General features: G+C 48.9%; 20 protein-coding genes. 15 read left to right on the top strand and 5 right to left on the bottom strand.

Features of this window, described 5'->3' with window-relative positions:
- Positions 1-13: 13 nt before the first annotated feature.
- Entirely contained in the window at positions 14-1507 is a 1494-nt protein-coding gene (locus KQY15_RS05570) for a tryptophan halogenase family protein (protein ID WP_217668050.1), read from the top strand.
- 118 nt (positions 1508-1625) lie between these two features.
- Complete coding sequence (locus tag KQY15_RS05565) at positions 1626-2003, top strand: DUF1622 domain-containing protein (RefSeq protein WP_217668048.1); 378 nt, start codon at positions 1626-1628, stop codon at positions 2001-2003.
- Between the two features lie 116 nt (positions 2004-2119).
- Here KQY15_RS05565 and KQY15_RS05560 read toward each other — a convergent pair whose 3' ends face one another.
- The 3 genes from KQY15_RS05560 to KQY15_RS05550 form a co-directional block, all read right to left on the bottom strand.
- Positions 2120-3292: a lipase family protein gene (locus tag KQY15_RS05560; protein WP_217668046.1), complete on the bottom strand. Its 1173-nt coding sequence runs from the start codon at positions 3290-3292 to the stop codon at positions 2120-2122.
- A gap of 11 nt (positions 3293-3303) precedes the next feature.
- On the bottom strand, positions 3304-3852 hold the full coding sequence (locus KQY15_RS05555; protein ID WP_254795456.1) for a DUF6795 domain-containing protein: 549 nt from the start codon (positions 3850-3852) through the stop codon (positions 3304-3306).
- A 103-nt stretch (positions 3853-3955) separates the two neighbouring features.
- The gene (locus tag KQY15_RS05550) at positions 3956-5437 is read right to left on the bottom strand and encodes a diguanylate cyclase (RefSeq protein ID WP_217668044.1); all 1482 of its coding nucleotides are present in this window, start codon (positions 5435-5437) and stop codon (positions 3956-3958) included.
- Positions 5438-5735: 298 nt separating this feature from the next.
- Here KQY15_RS05550 and KQY15_RS05545 point away from each other — a divergent pair, with 298 nt between their 5' ends.
- The gene (locus tag KQY15_RS05545) at positions 5736-5975 is read left to right on the top strand and encodes a hypothetical protein (protein WP_217668042.1); all 240 of its coding nucleotides are present in this window, start codon (positions 5736-5738) and stop codon (positions 5973-5975) included.
- Between the two features lie 24 nt (positions 5976-5999).
- Here KQY15_RS05545 and KQY15_RS05540 read toward each other — a convergent pair whose 3' ends face one another.
- Both KQY15_RS05540 and KQY15_RS05535 read right to left on the bottom strand, forming a co-directional pair.
- Entirely contained in the window at positions 6000-6338 is a 339-nt protein-coding gene (locus KQY15_RS05540; protein WP_217668040.1) for a YajD family HNH nuclease, read from the bottom strand.
- Between the two features lie 93 nt (positions 6339-6431).
- Positions 6432-7112: a glutathione S-transferase family protein gene (locus tag KQY15_RS05535; protein WP_217668038.1), complete on the bottom strand. Its 681-nt coding sequence runs from the start codon at positions 7110-7112 to the stop codon at positions 6432-6434.
- Positions 7113-7122: 10 nt separating this feature from the next.
- Between KQY15_RS05535 and KQY15_RS05530 the strand changes: the two genes are divergently transcribed.
- The 12 genes from KQY15_RS05530 (at position 7123) to KQY15_RS05475 (ending at position 20764) form a co-directional block, all read left to right on the top strand.
- Positions 7123-7722: an NYN domain-containing protein gene (locus KQY15_RS05530; RefSeq protein ID WP_254795454.1), complete on the top strand. Its 600-nt coding sequence runs from the start codon at positions 7123-7125 to the stop codon at positions 7720-7722.
- Between the two features lie 102 nt (positions 7723-7824).
- Positions 7825-8067, top strand: a complete 243-nt coding sequence (locus KQY15_RS05525) for a PEP-CTERM sorting domain-containing protein (protein WP_217668036.1) — start codon at positions 7825-7827, stop codon at positions 8065-8067.
- Positions 8068-8266: 199 nt separating this feature from the next.
- A complete protein-coding gene (locus tag KQY15_RS05520; RefSeq protein WP_217668034.1) occupies positions 8267-9184 on the top strand; it encodes a matrixin family metalloprotease in 918 nt (305 codons plus the stop codon).
- A gap of 62 nt (positions 9185-9246) precedes the next feature.
- Positions 9247-9966, top strand: coding sequence for an esterase/lipase family protein (locus KQY15_RS05515; RefSeq protein ID WP_217668032.1), 720 nt, complete (start codon positions 9247-9249; stop codon positions 9964-9966).
- 121 nt (positions 9967-10087) lie between these two features.
- Complete coding sequence (locus tag KQY15_RS05510) at positions 10088-10345, top strand: type II toxin-antitoxin system Phd/YefM family antitoxin (RefSeq protein ID WP_217668030.1); 258 nt, start codon at positions 10088-10090, stop codon at positions 10343-10345.
- A complete protein-coding gene (locus tag KQY15_RS05505; protein WP_217668028.1) occupies positions 10342-10494 on the top strand; it encodes a hypothetical protein in 153 nt (50 codons plus the stop codon). Before KQY15_RS05510 ends, KQY15_RS05505 begins: the two co-directional genes overlap by 4 nt.
- On the top strand, positions 10495-10758 hold the full coding sequence (locus KQY15_RS05500) for a type II toxin-antitoxin system RelE family toxin (protein WP_217668026.1): 264 nt from the start codon (positions 10495-10497) through the stop codon (positions 10756-10758).
- 167 nt (positions 10759-10925) lie between these two features.
- Positions 10926-11261 carry a type II toxin-antitoxin system RelE/ParE family toxin gene (locus tag KQY15_RS05495; RefSeq protein WP_217668024.1) on the top strand — a complete coding sequence of 112 codons (336 nt, stop codon included), beginning with the start codon at positions 10926-10928 and terminating at the stop codon, positions 11259-11261.
- A 1-nt stretch (position 11262) separates the two neighbouring features.
- On the top strand, positions 11263-11547 hold the full coding sequence (gene nadS / locus KQY15_RS05490) for a NadS family protein (protein WP_217668022.1): 285 nt from the start codon (positions 11263-11265) through the stop codon (positions 11545-11547).
- A gap of 363 nt (positions 11548-11910) precedes the next feature.
- A complete protein-coding gene (locus KQY15_RS05485) occupies positions 11911-14190 on the top strand; it encodes a YgiQ family radical SAM protein (protein ID WP_217668515.1) in 2280 nt (759 codons plus the stop codon).
- Positions 14190-14705, top strand: a complete 516-nt coding sequence (thpR, locus tag KQY15_RS05480) for an RNA 2',3'-cyclic phosphodiesterase (protein ID WP_217668020.1) — start codon at positions 14190-14192, stop codon at positions 14703-14705. Before KQY15_RS05485 ends, thpR begins: the two co-directional genes overlap by 1 nt.
- Before the next feature lie 128 nt (positions 14706-14833).
- The gene (locus KQY15_RS05475; RefSeq protein ID WP_217668018.1) at positions 14834-20764 is read left to right on the top strand and encodes an alpha-2-macroglobulin; all 5931 of its coding nucleotides are present in this window, start codon (positions 14834-14836) and stop codon (positions 20762-20764) included.
- The last annotated feature ends 6 nt before the right edge of the window (positions 20765-20770 follow it).

Below are 20770 nucleotides of genomic sequence, written 5' to 3'. Positions count from 1 at the left end.
ATGGTGTAAAGGTATGTGGAAAAGAATCGTTATTGCCGGTGGTGGCACAGCCGGTTGGATGACTGCAGCGCTAATGGCTAAAACCCTCGGCCGGGCAGGCTTTGATGTGTGCTTAATCGAGTCACCTACTATCGGTACTGTTGGCGTTGGTGAAGCGACCATTCCTGGGTTTGTCCATTTTAATCGATTGTTAGGTATTGATGAGAAAGACTTTCTGAAAAAAGTTAAAGCCACATTTAAGTTAGGAATTAATTTCGTCGACTGGAACAGAGCTGGAAGCGAGTATATTCATGGTTTCAGCGGTCTTGGCGATCATGGTCAGGGCTTGCCGTTCTATCACTATTGGCTGCGCTGGCAAAAGAACCACCCTCAGGCCAACATAGAAGATCATTTTTTAGCCTCGACGTGCGCGAGAAAGAAAAAGTTTTGTCATCCTGATCCAAGCATCAGTTCGCTGTTTAGCGGGGCGGGCTATGCCTATCATATTGATGCAGGCCTGTACGCCAGATATTTACAAGAGTACGCCACCAGTCGTGGCATAACGCATATAGAAGCAGACATAACTGATATTCGTTTAAATGAGATTACCGGACATATTGAATCACTGCGGTTAGATGATACCAGAGTTATTGAAGGTGATTTTTTTATAGATTGTACCGGTTTTCGATCATTGCTGTTAGGTGGTGCTTTGGGTGTACCATTTATTTCCTGGCAAAAATGGTTGAAGTGCGATAGGGCGCAAGTTGTAGCAACGGCTGTTACTGACGATAATTTCGTGCCCTATACAAGGGCGAAGGCACAAATAGCAGGCTGGCAGTGGCGGATCCCTTTGCAGCACCGGGTAGGTAATGGCCTTGTTTACTCAAGTGCTTATATGGATGACAAGCAGGCTCAATCTTTGCTTATGTCACAAATAGACAGTCAGCCGCTGGCACAGCCGCGCATGCTCAAGTTTAATGCCGGAATGCGAGCGCGGTTTTGGGAGAAAAACTGTGTCGCGGTAGGCTTATCCAGCGGTTTTCTCGAGCCGCTGGAGTCAACAAGTATTCATATGATCCAAAAAACCATTACCCGTCTGTCTCTGCTGTTTCCAAATGCAGAAACAAATGCGGTGTTGGCTAAACAGTTCAATGAGGAAGCTGCTGCTGAAATGGAAAAAATACGGGATTTTGTGATACTTCATTACCATTTAAACAACAGAAGAAATGAACCTTTTTGGCGAGATTGTCAGAATATGGAACTGCCAGACAGTCTGCAACATAAACTGGACCTATATCAAAAAACAGGATACGTGCATCATGAGCACAATGATGTGTTTACTGAAGGTAGCTGGTTAAGTGTTTTGGTGGGGCAAGGCTCATTACCTCAGCATACGATGCAGATGATCAATACCATGTCAGATACCCAGTTGGATAACTACATGAATAATGTGCGCCAGAAAATTGCTGAACTGTCTGACAAAATGCCGTTACATCTTGACTACCTGCAAACAATACTGAGATCGTGATAGCAGTAGCCGGCGACAGGCTCAAAGCCTGGTAAAAACCAATACAGATAAAACTGCCATCTGCTTAGGCTATGCTTACAGAAGACATTACACATGCTGCAAAGCTAACGGAGGTAATTTGGCTGACGGAATGACAGGTTTACTGGGTAACTGGCCTGAGTGGTGCGCTGTAGCGATTGAACTGCTGGGTATTGGGATTATTACTGTTATTGCGGTGTATTCACTTTTACACGGCATTATCAGGTTACTTAAAGGCGATTCACCACGGTCAATTCAGCAAGAGATCCGCCAGCGGCTGGGCCGCGGCATTTTGTTAGGGCTGGAGTTTTTGATTGCAGCCGATATTATTCATACCGTCGCAGTAGAGTTAACATTCACTACGGTGGGTGTGCTGGCGCTGGTGGTGCTGATCCGGACGTTTTTAAGCTTTACCCTTGAGGTTGAATTAACCGGCAAATGGCCATGGCAGCTGTCCAGATCGGAAACTGCCGAATAAGCCGGCAATTGCGTATAAATATAAATCTTATACTTTATAACACACTATTTACCGCATCGCGGGCGCTGCTTCTCTCTATAATATGCTATCTACCGCATCGCGGGCGCTGCTTCTCTCTATAATATGCTATCTACCGCATCGCGGGCGCTGCGGTAGAGGGCCGTCAGGGTTTTATCAAATACCCAGCGAATAAACTTAAAGCTAAGTTCAGTAACGGTGGTAACTGCCTGGCGGGCAAATACCAGCATATGGCCCAGTAAGCCTCTGGCTTGCTCTGCAAATTTTGCTGATGCTTTGGCAATACTTTCCAGTGAGCGGGCCAGCATATCGTAGAAGGTTAAGCTTGTGCCAATGGCGGCCTGGGCCATTACAGCGGTGTAATATCCTGCATCTTTCAACAAGGTGATCAGCGCGCCACTGAGTTTATCTGCCCAGTAGGTAGAAAATGACGCCTGATTGCGGTTTTTATATTTAAGCCGGATCTGCTCTAAATTGGCTGAGGAGCGTTTATTGAGGGTTTGCCAGTTGCGACTGTTTGCGGTATTCAGATAGCCGGGCGACTTATTCTCCGCCATGCCATGGGCCTGGACACTAATACCAGAGCCACTGTCCAGCCGGTATTCAGTGCCGGCGTAAGGCGCATGGATAAAAGGCCACAGTGGGATCATTGGCACCGGATCTGCGCCATGGGTGCACCGGTAAATGGCATTGACGCTGCCGCTGTGTTTTTTTGCAAAAGCATGCATACCTACCCGCGGCGCGCCAAAAGTGTATAAATTTACATTGCATGGGTAGCTGCTTTTTAACCAGTCTGCGGTAAGAGACGCCAACGCGCCGCCCAGACTATGACCGACACAATGCACTGTTGCCCCCGGATTGCCTGATAATAACGGGGCTAAAATCTTCTCCAGCGCCAGTTTCATAGACTGAAACGCCTTGTTAAAGCCAGCATGCACCATAGTATTGTTGTCGCCACCGGTAACGCCGATATTAGCGTTTGTCAGCCAGTCACGGTTTATCTTTGTACCGCGAATGGCAACTACATAATCGCTGGCAAAATTATTTATTCCTTTACCCACTAACGCAAAACCGGTGGTTTTATTAAACAGGCTAAATAGGCTACCTCCTGAAACACCTCGTACCGGCCCGGCAGACAAATCGAAGCTAAAGCAATTTCGAAGCTCATAATTAGCCATATTCAGGCGGTAAATGCCCGATGCGGAAGGGCGTTCAATCTGATAAACAATATCTGCCAGTTCGGCAGCGACACGGGGAGTTAGTGCGGCCACAAGTGATATCCTTATTCAGTTACCTTAGTAAGTAGTTCGTCGTTCCAGCGGCAAATGCTGAATGTGCTGTGAGGAAAATCCGGCTTTTCGTAATTTGTAAACACCTGCTCCAGCTCTTCATTATTTAAATCGCATTGTAATGATGAGAGTTTTTGTACTATCGCTTGCTGCGGAGTGATACTGGATGTTGTCAGATACCACAACAGGTAAGGCTTATTCTGGTATTGCAGGCTGATAACCTGCCGGGTTCGCATTTCCTGCAGGCTACCTGGCTTACGCGAGCGGATATTTTTTTCAGGAAAACTAAAGCTACCGTCTGCAGCCGTAACGGTTTTATCGATAAAATCTGAGTCATAAGTCAGCTCGCGCATTACCTGGGCACCGGCAACCGGTTTGCCATCGAGGGTAACAATGCCACGCACTGGGGGAGATAAATGTACATCGTATTTTTTCAGCCAACTAAACATGTCTGCCATTACCTGTTGTGAGAAAATTGTCAGAAAAATTACGCTTAACACCAGCAGCAGTGTTGGCAAGCGCCAGAGTTTAACCTCAGCCATGGCTTTTCCAGTTTAAACTTAGTTGCCAAAATATAGCAAATAATAATTTAATGTAAATTAAATATTTTTGAATTTGGTGGGGTAATTAAAAACTAGTGTAGATTCAGGCCAGACAAATCTGGTTTCTGCCAGCTTCTTTGGCCTGATACAGCGCTTTATCTGCCCGTTCAAAACACTGCAGCAGGTTTTCCAGCGGGGTTTGCTCGGCTACCCCGAAACTGCAACTTAACTTAATATTGCTGCTAAAAGTGTAGTGGCTGATCGCGCCGGTAATCCGCTGGCATAACGCTCTGGCTTCGGCTGCGGTAGTGTGCTGGCATAAAATAACAAACTCTTCGCCGCCCCAGCGGGTTACCTGATCATGTTCGCGTACTTCTGCCAGTAAAATTTCTGCCAATTCACGCAATATTGCGTCACCAATACTATGACCATGCTTATCATTGATATCTTTAAAATAATCAATATCAATAACAATCAGGCTGAGTGTTTGCTGGGATTGTGTTGAACGACGCTGCACCCGTTGCATCGTTCTGTCAAAATGGTTTCGGTTGTATAGCCGGGTCAGCGGATCATGATTTGATAAAAACTCCAGTTCGCTAACCGCTTTTTCCAGTTGCTGTTGCGATTGCTCCAGCTTTTTATTTTGTTGTTGTAGCCGCTGATTAAAGTAGCGGCTGCGGTAGTTCCAGATACTGAGCAACAGGATAATAATCAGGGCAATACCGCCTAGCTGCCATAGTAGTTGGTAATTGGTAACAGTAATTAAATCTATCCGGGTCCACTTCTGGTAAATACTGATTTGTTCCTGCTCACTGATACTACTTAATGCTTCATTAATTAGTGGCACCAGTTGCTGATAGTCTTTTGATACGCCAAACCTCAGTTCATCTTCCAATCCTACCCAGCCCGCTATCTTCAATTGGTACAGGGATTTTTGCTGGACCTGACTGTTTATTGAATATAACGAGCCGATAAATAAATCGGCTTTACCGCTGGCAACGGCTTCCAATCCGGCCGGTTCATTGTCAACCAGTACCAGCGGCGTCTGCGGGTAGTAACGTTTAATATATTCTAACAGCCGGTAGCCGCGGGGAACGGCTAATGAGCGGTTTCCGATGTTCTCAATGCTTTGTAAAAAGGGTTGCTGGCGCAGTGATACTAATACGTTTGGAGAGCGGAAATAAACGTCTGAAAATTTGAGATATTGATCACGGGCGGCAGAGCGGTTAAGCATTGGTGACAACTGACACTTGCCTTCCTGCAAATACTGCAGTGACTCCTGCCAGGATGTTGTAGGGATCAACTGAAACAGTAATCCGGTTTTCTGGGCAACTAGCTGCAGATAGTCGGCAGAAATCCCGACATGAGCACCGTCTCTGATCGCCTCGTAAGGCAGCCAATCCGGGTCTACACAATAGGGTATTGGCTGCTGCAACCCAGCAGCCTGATCTGCATGTATGGCAAAGGGTAGCAAGCCAGACCAAAGCACGGCGCAGGCGGGTAGCCATGCTGAGATTAATCTTTTTGCCAGCTTTTTAACAAGACGTTGTGTTAGCGCGATTATTAAAATAAATTTTACTGCCATCAATACAACCATCTGCTACGGATAGTATCGCTTTCAATCAACCTTTTATTAGTTGATATTAATGTTATTAAAAGATAGTAGCGTTAAATTGGCGAATGCGCGAGTTGCAATACTAAAGTGTGTAGCGAACGTTGCGCTACCGTTTATCAGAAAACTAAACCGTTCGTCAGTGCCGTCTGTATAACTGCAATAAAAGTTTTGTAAGCTGATACTGACTAATTTTTCATCAAGTCAGGTTGGGTTGATTATAAGTTGTTCAACCTTAAACGTTCGTCTGAATATACAAGGTAAATACCTAATGCAAACTGCTGTTATTGAAAGGCGCCAGTCGACTAGGGAACTGCAACCGTTTTGGGATGAACTTAATCTGGCACAAAAATTTTCTGCGGCCGAACTACAACGTTTTGGTTACGAATTATCGTTTGTTCGTCACGCTACCTCGGGCAATCTGGCCTTTTTACGATCGGGTGACAGGTTTGCTGTCATCAATCAGGAAGGCGAGATTGATACTGCTCCTGACATCGCCATACGCCACTAGGCTTATGGCGGCACGTACTGCTGGTTAGCTGGTTTTATTAAGCATGGCTTTAAGATCAGCAAACGGGTTATGAGTGGCCGCGGCGACTTTTTGCTCTGTCGTGCCGCCGTACATAACAAACTCATGAAATTTATTGTGTTCATTGTCATGACAATAAATACACAGTAGTTCCCAGTTGCTGCCATCAGCTGGATTATTGCTATGATTGTGGTCAATATGATGCACTGTCAGTTCCCGCAAGTTGGAGTAAACAAACTCACGGGCACAACGGCCACACACCCATGGATACATTTTTAAGGCTTTATCGCGATAGCCTTGTTCCTGCTGCTGATAAGCCTGGGCACCACTACTGTTTTTATTCATTATTTCCTCACTACAGTTTGCTTTGACCGGCTTGTTTGGTTAAGTCAGCTTTAGCATATTTTAGCTGAAAGCTGGCGCAACGGGTTTGGGGCATTAGTTTTGCCGGTAGTCTTTAATAATAGTGCCATACAAGCCCACTTCCGCCTCATGGCCGGGTTCCCGCCAACTTTCCAGCAGCGCAGCCTGATACCAGGCCTGCATAGCTGGCAACTCAAGTAGCAGCTGAACATAGGCCATAGCATTTTCGCTTAATTTTAAATCAAAGCTTTGCACCCGAAAGGCCACCGGGGCAAAAAAGGCATCCACTGCGGTAAAAGAGGTTCCGGTCAGAAAAGGCCCGCCAAACTGGTTTAAGCCCTGTTGCCACAGCTCGTCCAACCGGGCCAGTTCGGTTGCCAGCGCAGCCGGTGGGTTGTGCAATTGCACCCGGGCGCCGCAGTTCATGGTACAGACATTGCGTAAGGTACTGAAACCGGCATGCATTTCACTGGCCGCGCAGCGGGCATAATTACGCGCCTGCGGATCTGCCGGCCAAACACCGACATGGCGCTCTGCCAGATATTCCACTATTGCCAGTGATTCCCACACCACGTTATCACCATCGTGCAGGCAGGGAACCTTTGCGGTAGGTGAAAACTGGCGGAAGTTCTGATAATTATCGGCCTGAAACTGCTGCAACTTCTCATCAAACGGAATACTTAATTGCTGCATCAGTAACCATGGACGCAGAGACCAGGATGAATAGTTTTTATTGGCAATAAATAATTGATACACAGGCAGCTCCTTGGCATTAGTTACTAAAGGTTACGCCGGTTACGTGCTGGCATCAAGCGCCGGATATTTTAAAGGTTGCACCGACCGGGCCGGCCAGTTACTTTGTTCTCTTTGTAACGTAAGGAAAGCGATGAACAGGGTCACTATTCTGGTTGATGTGCAAAATGTTTACTACACCAGTCGTGAGGTTTTTGGCCGGAACTTTGACTATAACGCATTCTGGCAGCAGGTAACTGCCGGACGCACCGTGGTAAAAGCGATTGCGTACGCCATTGATCGCGGCGATGAAAAACAGCGCCAGTTTCAGAATATTTTGCGGGCCATTGGATTTGAGGTAAAACTGAAACCTTATATTCAGCGCGCCGACGGCTCTGCCAAAGGAGACTGGGACGTTGGCATTACGCTTGATGCGATAGAATATGGCCAGCACAGTGATGTGCTGGTATTGGTTTCCGGCGATGGCGATTTTGGTTTACTCGCCGATAAACTGATTAACCAATACCAAACCGAAGTAGAGGTCTACGGTGTACCAGGCTTAACGGCGCTGGCGCTGATCAACGCTGCCAGCCGCTTCATTGCCATCGATGAAAGCTTACTATTGCAGCGCTAAGTTACTTATTATCGGGCCGACTCTCCGGCTCTGACAGCCTCAATGGTGGCATTTAACGCCAGTTAGTTGGTTTGCCCGGCAATACTGCGAATAACTTCCAGCATGTTAGAACTGATTTCCGGCGATCGGGATGGCTCTAATCGTTATGTTAATATCTTTTTCGATGCAACTGAGCAGTTCACCGCCTTCAGAATGATCAACACCACGACTCGGGCATTTGAAGTTGACAACATTGTTGTTGGGCTAAACTCTGCGGTTAATGTTCCAACTCCTGGTACTTTGGCAATTCTTGGCCTGGGCTTACTAAGTATCCGCTTCACCAGAAAAGCACACCGCCACTCTTAACCTTGGCATTTTGTCTACAAGCTAATATAGCCATGTTTTAGCTTCGTAAAAATCAATAAAGCCTGCCGCTTAACCGTCGCAGGCTTTTTTATGTTTCTTTGATTAGGATTAGGCCGTGTACTTTATTTTGCTGCAGTGAAATACCCCATAATTTTGTGGTTTAATAGCCAGATATTGATACAAACGACGAGGTTATATAATGCTCGCCAGACTGGTATTTTTGTCGCTGCTGTTGCTGGGCAGCTATTTATTGTTGTCCGCATTGGCGGGCGCCAAGCGGACAGTGCCGCAGGTGCTGGAGCAGCGGGCCGAGCAGGCTATGCAGCAGCGGTTATGTCAGATACCAGTGCTGTGGCGGATTGGCCAGCTTGATCCGGCATTTTCCCTGACTGCAGAGCAGGCCGAACAGACAGCGCATAATGCTGCCGCACAATGGAACGCTGCATTCGGGCAAGAGTTGTTTCGTTATGACAGCGTAAATGGTTTTCCGATTAATTTTCGCTATGATGAGCGGCAGCAGAATTTGCTGCAACAAGCGCTGTTGGAGCGCAATATTTCGCGCTACGACACTAATATTGTTCAGCGCGCGGCGACGTTACGGCAGCAAGGCGAGCAATTACAGCAACGCCAGCGCGAGTTTGAACAATTAAACCAGCAGTTGGCCGCCAATATTGCTCAGTTCCAGCAGCAAGCAGCCAATGCCAACCAGAGTAACGTGGCGGCGCTGAAGCAACAACAGCAGGTGTTACAACAGCGTCAGCAGCAATTGCAGCGACAGGCTGACCAGTTAAATCAGCAACAGGCCCAGTTGCAGCGAGAGCACGAATATCTGAATGACACAGTAGCCGATCGTAATGCACTTTTAGCCGATCAGCAGCCGCTGCGGGTATCAGAGGTGGGTATCATGGAAATAACGTCGACGCAGCGCAAAATGACTATTTTTGCATATAGCACGCCAGCAGCACTGCAACTTACCTTAGCGCATGAATTTGGCCATGCTCTGGGCCTGGGCCACACCGACAGCACTAGCTCGGTAATGTATTTTGCCCTGAATCCGCAGCAACGAAACCTGACAACAGAAGACATTGACGCCCTTAAACAGCAATGCGGCTTTTAGCCATGTTACCAACAGATAAAAACAGCGTTGTCCGATATACATTGCCAGCTATCTTGCTGCTTATGTCATTTAACATCATAGCGAAAGACTGTGTGGTGCTATTGCATGGCCTGGCCCGCAGTGCCAGCGCTATGGAGACCATGCAGCAGTCCCTGGATGATGCAGGGTATCATACGCTAAATGTAGATTATCCTTCTCGTAAGCACACCATTGAAGTGTTGGCGCCAATGGCGATTGAGCCAGCATTGGCGCAATGTCGCGATAAGCAAAGTGACGCAATTCATTTTGTAACCCATTCAATGGGTGGCATTTTGCTGCGTCAGTATCTACAGGACAACGAAATTCCAGAGCTGGGCAGGGTAGTTATGATGGGGCCGCCCAATCAGGGCAGCCAGGTGGTCGATAATATTAAGGATCTACCGGGGTTTGAAGCATTTAACGGCCCGGCCGGCATGCAGCTGGGCACCGGGGAGCAGGACGTACCAAAACAACTCGGGCCGGTAAACTTTGAGCTGGGTATCATTGCCGGCTCCAGTTCTATTAACCTGTTATTGTCTAACTTTCTACCCAATCCGGATGATGGCAAAGTGTCGGTGGAAAACACCAAAGTACAAGGCATGTGTGCCCTGATTACCGTTAATGTATCGCACCCGTTTCTGATGAAACGGCAAAAAGTTATAAAGCAGGTACTGCATTTTTTAGAAACCGGAAAATTCAGTGGCGATAAGGCTCAGCAGTTTGACTGTCTGGCGCAAAAAAATCCGGAAGCTGAAACGATTTAAAGCATTCAACAAGTTTTGCCGGGGGAAATTATTAGGGTGTGAATTTATTGTTTAAATATTGTTTGATATTAGGTTTTTATTTTGGCAGTATCTACCTCATTCCAATTTAGTGGAGTAAAGAATGGAAAATTATAACGAAACAGAAATCACTGACTTAGAAGCTATTAAGAGCTTTGTTGATGCTCTGGGCGCTCAGAAAAGCGAACTGGTTCTGACCCAGCAAGGAAAACCCGTGGGCGCTATCCTGACAGCAGAACAATACGAGTGGTTTCTTGATCAATTAGACAATAGCTCAGATGTCAGCTTTGTTGACGAGCGCAGTAAAGATTTGAGCGGTTCTCAAAGTCTGACAGATTTTAAGAAGGATTTAGGTCTGTGACGAAGCAAAATGACAAGCAACTAAATACAGAACAGCGGGCAGAGCTTGCAAAGCGAACGCTCGAAATGAGTCAGCAGAAAGCATCTAAGCAAACTTCATCGTTATCGGATTTAAAACAAGAACTTGCTGCTGCTAAAAAAGGAGCATAAATGAGTTACAATGTCATACTTCACAGGGAAGCGAAAAAAGACATTAAAAAGCTTCATCCTCATATCCGCGACCGGGTCATCTCCGCTTTAGAACAGATTGCAGAAAATCCTAAACTGCATGGTGCTATTTTATTAACCGGTTATGTTGATACATACAGATACCGAGTTGGTCATCACCGCATTGTTTACAGAATAAATGATACAGAGTTAGAAGTTCTTATCCTCGACGCTAAACCAAGAGGCGAGGTGTATAAAAAGTACTAAGGCATTTTCTAGACTGTCAGTACAAGCTATTACCATCTGTAATAACGTATCACCAAATTAGGGGCGCATCACTGCGCCCTCAGTTTTCTGGCCACTAGTATTTACCTGGACAACTAACTCACAAGGTGTACTATGTACATCATCAATGACTTACAAGGAGGTAAGTTTTGACATGGCATGCCATCGAGTTTATCGAAACATCACTGTTTACCAAGCAGATCAAGCAAATTGCTACTGATGACGAGCTAAGGGTACTGCAGCAAGAGCTTATTGCTCAGCCGATGAAGGGCGATCTTATTGCTGGTACAGGTGGGCTACGCAAGGTGCGGATGGCAACTGATGGGCAGGGTAAAAGTGGCAGCGCCAGAGTCATCTATTTTCTGGCAACGGCAGAAGTTATCTATATGCTGCTGGCCTATGCTAAAAACGATAAAGACAGCCTGACTGCAGCTGAAAAAGCTGAGTTAAAGCAGTTAACCAAGTTACTTAAAGGCGAGGTGTAGTATGAGTATCTTTAACGATTTAAAGGATTCTCTGACTGAAGCGGTGGAGATTAAACAAGGCCGCAAACAAGCAAGCCGGGTAACCCGCTATGAAGTGGCCGATGTTAAAGCCCTGCGTGAAAGCTTAGACATTACTCAGGCGCAATTAGCGCAGGCGCTCGGCACCAGTGTGGATACCATTAAAAGCTGGGAGAGCAAGCGCCGTAACCCAACCGGACTGGCCGCCAAAGTGCTGGCTACTATTCAGGACAACCCCGAGTTCTACCACCAGCTGGCCGCGCATTAAGCTCGCGATTGCAGCATACTACTGTATGGGCGCATTATTGCGACCTTAGCTTTTGCAGCGATTAAATCCTTGACCACGTTCAGCTTGTCGTTGAGTGTAATATAAGTTCGAAATTAACCAGCTTTATTCGGCGGCGGTAAAGCGGTTTAGGTGAACTGTAAATGTAACAATTGGATCTGACCCCAAAGGTTCCAGAAAATAAAGCCTTGACCTAGTTTGGTTTATCGGTAAATGTAAATCCTCATTCCCACCATTCGCCTTTCCCCACGACACCTTGTATAATACGCGCCCTTGCTTCACTCAGGTGCTTAATTTATGTCCACTGCTGCTATCGTTTCCCGCAAATCTGCCCCTGTAGCACGGATGGCGCCTGAGCGTGATTTATTCTCTTATCCGAAATACTGGGCCGAGTGCTATGGCACCGCACCGTTTTTACCGATGTCGCGCAAAGAAATGGATGTACTTGGCTGGGACAGCTGCGATGTTATTCTGGTGGTGGGTGATGCTTATGTTGACCACCCGAGCTTTGGGATGGCGGTAGTTGGGCGGATGTTAGAAGCCCAGGGTTACCGGGTGGGGCTGATTTGCCAGCCAGACTGGCACAGCAAAGATGATTTTATGCGCCTGGGTAAGCCGAACCTGTTCTTTGGCGTGTCGGCCGGCAATATGGACTCGATGATTAACCGTTATACCGCCGATAAAAAGCTGCGCCACGACGATGCCTATACCCCGGGCGATATTGGCGGCAAGCGGCCGGATCGGGCCGTTACTGTGTACACCCAGCGCTGTAAAGAAGCCTATAAAGACGTGCCGGTGATTATCGGCGGTATTGAGGCAAGCCTGCGCCGGATTGCCCACTACGATTACTGGTCTGAAAAAATTCGCCGCTCGGTAATATTTGACGCCAAGGCCGATATTTTAATTTACGGCAACGCCGAGCGGCCATTAATTGAAGTGGCATACCGGATTGCCTCGGGTGTGCCGATTAGCGAAATACAAGACGTACGCGGCACCGCGGTTATTCGCAAAGAACCATTGCCGGGCTGGCGCGGGGTGGATTCTACCGCCATTGATAAAATTGGCAAAATAGACCCGATTTCTAACCCTTACGGCGCAGATGATGTTGGCTGCAGCAGCTATTCTGAGTTTGCCAAAGCCGGTATCGATTTAAGCAAGCCGGCTGAAGTAGAGGCCAAGCCAATAATGGTGCAACCGGCGCGGCAAAAGCCATGGGAGCAAACCTACGTTAAGCTGCCGGCCTTTGAGCAGGTAAGCGTTAATAAGCCATTGTATGCCCATGCATCCCGTATTTTGCACCAGGAAACCAACCCGGGTTGTGCCCGTGCGATTATGCAGCGCCACGGCGACCGACATATCTGGGTGAATCCGCCAGCCTTTCCGCTTAGCACTGAAGAGATGGACCTGGTATTTGGTCTGCCGTATCAGCGGGTACCACACCCGGTATATGGAAAGGAAAAGATCCCGGCCTACGAGATGATTAAAACATCGGTAAACGTAATGCGCGGCTGCTTTGGTGGCTGCTCGTTCTGCTCGATTACCGAGCATGAAGGCCGGATTATTCAAAGTCGCTCAAAAGAGTCGATAATGCAGGAAATTGCTGACATTCGCGACAAAGTGCCGGGTTTTACCGGGGTGATTTCCGATTTGGGCGGCCCCACCGCCAATATGTACAAACTGCGCTGTAAAAACCCGAAAGCCGAACAAACCTGTCGTAGGCCTTCCTGCGTGTATCCGACGATATGCGAGCATATGGATACCGACCAAAGCCCGACGGTAGAGCTTTACCGCGAGGCCCGTAATTTGCCTGGGATTAAAAAGGTGCTGATTGCCTCCGGTGTGCGTTACGACCTGGCCGTAGAAGACCCGAACTATGTGCGCGAACTGGTGCAGCACCATGTTGGCGGCTATTTAAAAATAGCCCCGGAGCATACCGAAGAGGGCCCATTATCGAAGATGATGAAGCCGGGTATGGGCGCTTATGACAAATTTAAAGAAATGTTCGACCGCTTTAGTAAAGAGGCCGGCAAAGAGCAGTATTTAATTCCGTACTTTATTGCCGCCCACCCGGGCACCACCGATATGGATATGGTGAATTTAGCGCTGTGGTTAAAAGAGCGTGATTTTAAGCTGGACCAGGTACAGAACTTTTACCCCAGCCCAATGGCCAATGCCACCACCATTTATCACACTGAAATGAACTCGCTGAAAAACATTAATAAAGCGAATTCTGAGGTGGTAGCGGTTCCCAAAGGGGAGCGGCAGCGCCGGCTGCATAAAGCCATATTGCGCTATCATGACCCTAAAGGCTGGCCGCAAATTCGCGAAGCCCTGATTAAGATGGGTTTAAAGCACCTGATTGGCCGCAGTAAAGGCTGTTTAGTGCCGGAAGAGAGCAAGGACGAGCAGTTTAAAAAGCCAGTTAAAGGCGGTAAGCCGGCGCTGAGTCGCCATACCGGCTTAAACCCGGCGGCAAAGGCGATTGCCGGCCAACGCAAGCAACAGCCTAAAAAACCGTTTGCCAAGGCAGCTGACAACTTATCTGGCAATCAGTCCGGCACAGCTGCCAGGCCTGCGAACAGCGGTAGCGGCAAACCGAAAGCCAGCCGGCGGGCCAAAGGCTGATGGCAAGGCTGTTTTTCAGCCTAAAATTCTCAGATACACAGCAACAACAGTTGCTGGCGTATCAGCAACAGGCGCTTAACCTGTGTCCAGAGGCCAAAGCCGTTGCCAGCGATAACCTGCATCTGACCTTGTTTTTCTTAGGCGAGGTCGATGCGCAGCAGCAACAGCGGCTGATTGCTGCTGCCAGCCAGATTGACAGCCCGGCCTTTACGCTGACGCTGGATTATCTGGCCTGCTTTGCTAAACCGGATATTCTTTATTTTGCGCCGTCACAAATTCCGACAGCGCTGACAGACTTGCAACGGCAGGTTGCTGCGCTTTGTAAAGCAGAGGGGTTTAACGACATCCATGACAAATACCGGCCGCATGTAACGCTGGCGCGCCATGGCAGCTATGATGGCACTCTCGCAGTACCTCCGTTAACCTTGACCATCAGTGAATTTGCACTTTATCAGTCAGCCCAGTGTGATGGCAGCTTGCAATACAAACCACTTCAACGCTTTTCTTTGCTATAACAACTCTTTACTAACACGCGGTTAAGCCGGTAAGCCGAAACTGCTATAGTTCATCAGTGATTAATTTTCGCCGGTTATACTCGGCGTTATCTGTGCTTTTATTGACCCTGCAATAACAAGGATTGGTTATGCCTGCCTCCGATTCCTCTGCTACTAATATTTTTCGAGCTATTTTTGGCTCTGTCCGCTGGACCGCTCCGCACTGGCTGGCAGATTTAACCCAAACAGCTAAACTACGGCCCGGCCGTTTCTGGGGCACGGTAACCCTGCTGCTGATAGTTATACTGGCGATGGTGGCGGGCTATTACTACTACCAGCAGTTACCTAAACCCTTGCTGGTAACTGCAGAAGTTAGCGCCCCTGAGCTTGGCCATTATCAGGACGATATTGAGCAGCCAACCCCGGTAATGCTGCAATTTAGTTACGACTTTCCGACGGCAGATGACGCCCCAAGCCCTTTGCCGCAACCGCGAAGGCAAGGCAGGCCTGTCGATACATCTATGCCAGCCCCGGTGTTATCTGCTGCGCGGCTTGACTTGATAGGTGAAGTGTTGAGTGAGGGCGTAACTATAAGCCCGGCTGTTGCCGGTAAATGGCTGTGGCAGGACGACAATACTCTGACCTTTACCCCCGACAAAGCCTGGCCTGCCGGGCAGAAGTATACGGTTAAGCTGGAAAAGCGTATTTTTAACCCCGAGATTAACCTGGCGCAGCAGCAATACCATTTTGCAACGGTGCCGCTTACAGCTGAAATTAACCGGCTTCGTTTTTATCAGGACCCGGCACAGCCGGCTAACCGACAGGTAGTGGCAACTGTTAGTTTTAGTCATCCGGTTGAATTGACATCAGTTGAGCAGCAATTGACGATGCTGATGCGGCCAGATGGAGCCAACAGCAATACTGAGCCGCAGGCACTGGCATTCAGTTTAACCACCGATAAAACCGGGCGTGAGGTTTATGTGCAGTCTGTCAACCTGACGCTGCCGGCGAAGGAGCAATATTTAACACTTAAACTGAAAGCCGGCGTAACAGCAGCGAATGGTGATGGCAAAACCACGGAGCCCACCGAAGCACAGTTGCTGGTGCCGGATAAAGGCAGCTTTTTGAAAGTCAGTGAATTGAAAACCGAAATTGTCCGCGATCCTGAGCAGCAACCGGAGCAAATGTTGCTATTAAGTTTTACCGACCGGCTAGAGCGGGCTGAGCTGCAAAGTAAATTAAAGCTGTATGTTCTGCCAAAACATCCGCGGCGCAATTCAAATTACTGGGCGCCTGGCGAGGTTAACAGCACCGTATTGCAGCAGGCCAGCCTGCTGAATTTTCAACTGATGCCTACTGCACTTGCGCATGACGATGCCTTTAGTATTAAGCTGGATTTGCCAGCGGGCCAGCATGTTTTTGTCAGTGTGCCGGCGGGGCTGCAGTCGGTTAGTGATTTTACCCTAGCCAACGAGTACCGGGCGGTCGTGCGGGCGCCTGCTTATCCGAAAGAAGCGAAAATTGTCGGTGAAGGTGCCATGCTCACCCTTAGTGGTGAACAGAAATTACAATTGTTGAGCCGCGGTGTTAAAGGGGTAAGGGTAAAACTGCATAAGCTGTTGCCAGAGCAACTAAACCATTTGATTACCCAGACCGGCGGCGATATCAGCCAGCCTTATTTTCAGCATTACCAGTTTAACCAAAGCAATATCACCAGTTTGCAGCAACATACCTACACCGTAAATAATGGGTCGCAAAAACAGGCCAGCTATCAGGCGCTGTCACTGACACCATACTTGCAACAAGCCGGGATGGGGCTGTTTTTTATTGAATTAAGTGAGTTTGATCCGGCTCGTCCGGATACTGAAGGTCAGCAACTGGACAAAAGACTGGTGCTGGTTACCGACTTAGGCCTGCTGGTAAAGCATAACAGTGACAGCAGCCAACAGATGTTTGTATTGTCGCTGGTTAATGGCGAACCGGTAGCGGGCGCAGACGTTGCATTGCTTGGCCGTAATGGCGTGCCGTTGTTTAGTGCAAAAACAGATGCTCGCGGTTCAGTCAGCTTTGGTAAAACGAACAGTTTTCAGCGTGAACAGCAGCCGGTGGTATACCGGGTTAGTCGCAGTAGCAATGGCATCGTTGATACCAGCTTTATCCCTTTCGACCGCTACAGCCGCCAGCTGGATTACTCAAAATTTAATACCAGCGGTCAGTACCAGAGCCCTGAAGATAGCAAAAGTTTAACGGCTTATATGTTCAGTGACCGGGGCATTTACCGTCCGGGCGAGCAGGTAAAGCTGGCTGCGATAATCCGCCATGGTGATCTGAGCAATGCTGACTCAGGTTTGCCACTTAAAGTTCAGGTGCAGGGGCCCAGGGGCAATACCTTCTGGCAGCAAAAGTTTAACCTGAGTGGCCGTGGTATGCATACCTTTAGCCTGGATACCCAGGCGCACAGTGACACTGGTAACTATCATGCCAGTGTCAGTTTGCTCGACAGTAAAGGTAATACCCAGCGCCATCTGGGATCGGTAAGTTTTGCAGTGGAAGAATTTCAGCCAGACAGCATGAAGATCAGCAGTCAGTTTGTTCAGGGCACCGAGCCCGCCCCGGTGAAGGGCTGGTTAAACCCGGCTGATTTAGCAGTAAAGGTGCAGTTGGATAATTTGTTTGGTACGCCAGCGCAGCAGCGTCGTGTTGCTGCCACATTGGAGCTTATTCCCCGTAGTTTCATTTTCAGTGAGTACCCTGATTATCAGATACTCAGTCCGCAGCAAACTGATGTTAATCCAGAGCGGGTGCGGCAGCAGCTGGATGAGCAGCAAACCGATGCTGACGGCCAGGCTACCTTTGCCCTGGGGCTGGAGCAATACAGCGGCGGTACTTATCAGTTGGTGGTAACCAGTGAAGGCTTTGAGGCCGGCGGTGGTCGTAGTGTGCGGCATCGGTTAACCAGCCTGTTGTCGCCTCTGGCCCAAGTAGTGGCAGTAAAAGCGGATGGCGAGTTGGGTTATCTGAAAAAGCAGCAACAGCGCAGCATTAACTTTATTGCTATTGATAATAACCTGAGCCAGATTGCGCTAAGTGACCTCAGCTTACAGCTGATTGAAAAGCGGCCGGTGACCAGCCTGGTAAAACAAAATGACGGTACCTATCAGTACCAGAGTATTGTGCAGGATATTGCACTGCAGCAAACCCCGTTCAGTATTAGCCAGGATGGCACCGATTACGCATTACCCACTGATACCGCAGGTGATTTTGAGCTGCAGCTAACTGACAGTAGCGGCACAGTACTGGGTAGTCTGGCCTTTAGCGTGGTGGGCGTTGGCAATATCGCGGCCATGCTGGAGAAAAATGCGGCATTAACGGTCAAGCTGGATAAAACCGATTATAAAGCGGGCGACTGGATAGAGCTGAATATTACCGCACCATACACCGGTAGTGGTTTAATCAGTATTGAAAGCGATAAAGTTCATGCATTCAGCTGGTTTAGCGCCAGCACTACCAGCAGCATTCAGCGCATTCAGTTACCTGAAGGCCTGGAGGGTAATGCTTACATTAACGTCAGTTTTGTCCGGGCGGCAGATTCAGCCGAGCTGTTTGTCAGCCCGTTAAGTTATGCCGTGGTGCCCTTTAATATTGACCGTAGCCGGCGTCAGATTGCCATTACCTTGCAGGCGCCTGGCGAAGTCAGGCCGGGCAAACCGTTCAATGTCAGTTATCAGACAAGTCAGCCGGCTGATATGCTGATTTACGGAGTAGACGAGGGCATCTTGCAGGTTGCCGGATATCAGTTGCCCGACCCGCTGGGCCATTTTTTACAAAAACGAGCGCTACAGGTACGTAGCATGCAGATGCTGGATTTAATTTTACCGGAGTTCAGCTTGCTGCAGCGTCAGCTGGCCGGCGTGGGTGGTGATGATCGTGAGCGGATGGCGATGGCAGCCGAGATGATGCTGGCTAAAAACCTGAACCCGTTTGCAAGGCGCGCCGAACAACCCGGCGTATTCTGGTTAGGTCTGGTGAAAGCAGGTCCCGGGCTGCAACAACAACAGGTACAGGTGCCGGCCAGTTTTAGTGGTAATTTAAAACTGATGGCGGTAGCTGTCAGTGATAATGCACTTGGCGCTGCAAGTGCTGACACTAAGGTGCGGGGGCCCTTTGTGTTAACACCAGAGGTACTGCAAAGTGCTGCACCGGGCGACGAATTTGAGGTAAATGTTTCTGTTGCCAATGGCGTAAAAGGTTCAGGCGAAAATGCCGGTATTACCGTCAGTCTGAGCCTGCCTGAAGGTTTAACAGCACTTAGCCCGCTGCAACAACAGTTGAATATTAGTGAAGGCAGTGAGCAAAGTGCCCGTTTTCGTGTCAGGGCCGGCACTACCCCGGGCAGCTTTGATATTCGATTCACCGCCCGCTATCAGCAAGCTGAATTGCTGGAGGAGTCTGGCCGGGATGTCAGTTTAAGTATCCGGCCGGCCAGTCATTATCAGACAACTCTTAACGCCGGATACAGCGACAAAATGCCGCTGACCCTTAACACCCGTTATCCGCTATACAGTGAATTTGCCCGGCAACATGTAGCGGCATCTGCTAATCCGCTGGTGCTGGCAGAAAGCTTTACCGATTATCTGGCAAACTATCCGCATGGTTGCACCGAGCAGGTGGTGTCTCAGGTATTCCCCTGGCTGGGCTTGGTGCAGCAGTCGGGGTACCAGGCTCGTTTGTCGCTGGTGCAACAGCAGTTTGCCGTGTTAATTCAAAAGCTGTCAGAGCGCCAGCAAAGTGATGGTGGCTTCAGCTTCTGGCCTGGCGGGTATTCTTCGGCCGATTTCCCCAGTATTTATGTTATGCACTTTTTACTGGCTGCCCGCGAACAGGGGCTGGCCGTGCCAGACTATCTGTATCAGCAGGGGTTGAGTTACCTGCATAATGTGGCCCGGCAAAGTGGCGCCAATTTGTATCAGGCCCGGCTACGAGCCAATGCGATTTATCTGTTGACCCGCAGCGGTATTGTTACCACCAACTATCTGGTTGAATTGCATGAGCGGCTGCAACAGCAGCATCAGCAGGCCTGGCAAACGGATATTACGGCCATATATATGGCGGCCAGCTATCAGCTGATGCAGCAGCCAGCTGTGGCGTTAGGCTTAATTGGTAATTACCGGCTGGGGCAAAGTTCGGGCATGCAGCAGGCATATTTGCAGCGCCGGCAAGCGCAACGACTTGCTAGTCCGCTGCCGCCGTTTGCTAACCCGGCGTTTCAGCCGCAGCTGAGTCTGGATGCACAGTATGTGTACCTGCTGGCAAGACATTTTCCTGAACAAGCCAAAGCGTTGGATGGCGAGCATATTGTCACCCTGTTACAACCGGTATTTGATAATCAGTACAACACCATTGGTTCATCATATGCAGTATTGGCGCTGGCAGCATACAGTCAGCTGCAGAATGTAGCCGAGGCGGCTGCACCTCAGTTATATCAGCTCAATGCTGCCGGTAAGCGCACTGAACTGACTGCGGCCGATAACCGCAGTAGTTTACCGCGGTTTGCTTTTAGCAGTGATGCAGAGAAATTGCTTATTGACCGCGCTGCTGGCAATAGCAGCGCGCCGCTGTTTTATGCAGTTAGTGAAAGTGGCTTTGCCAAAACGCCACCAGCCAGTCCCCGCGCTGAGCAGATAGAAATAGTGCGCGACTACTTAAACAGCTCCGGTGAAGTGGTCAGCGAAGCGCGTCAGGGCGATGAACTTACGGTAAGGCTGCGGATAAGAAGTACCAGCAACAGCTGGCATAACAATATTGCCGTTATTGATTTAATACCAGCCGGTTTCAGTATTATCAGAAGTTCAGTTGCCCGGGAGCAGAGCCATTGGCGCGCCGATTACATAGATGTCCGGGAAGACAGGTTGGTTTATTACGCCAGCTTTGGGCCGCAAATGACTGAGCTGCGTTATCAGGTAAAAGTGACGGCAGCCGGTAACTTTACCGTGCCTGCAGCAGCGGCGGAGTCGATGTATGACAGCAGGGTTTATGGCAATACTGCATCGGGTCGTTTCGTCGTGTCAACGGCCCGTTAAGGCCAC

The sequence above is a fragment of the Arsukibacterium indicum genome, from assembly GCF_019100565.1.
Classification (GTDB): domain Bacteria; phylum Pseudomonadota; class Gammaproteobacteria; order Enterobacterales; family Alteromonadaceae; genus Alishewanella; species Alishewanella indicum.
This window is presented reverse-complemented; position numbering and strand designations above follow the sequence as displayed.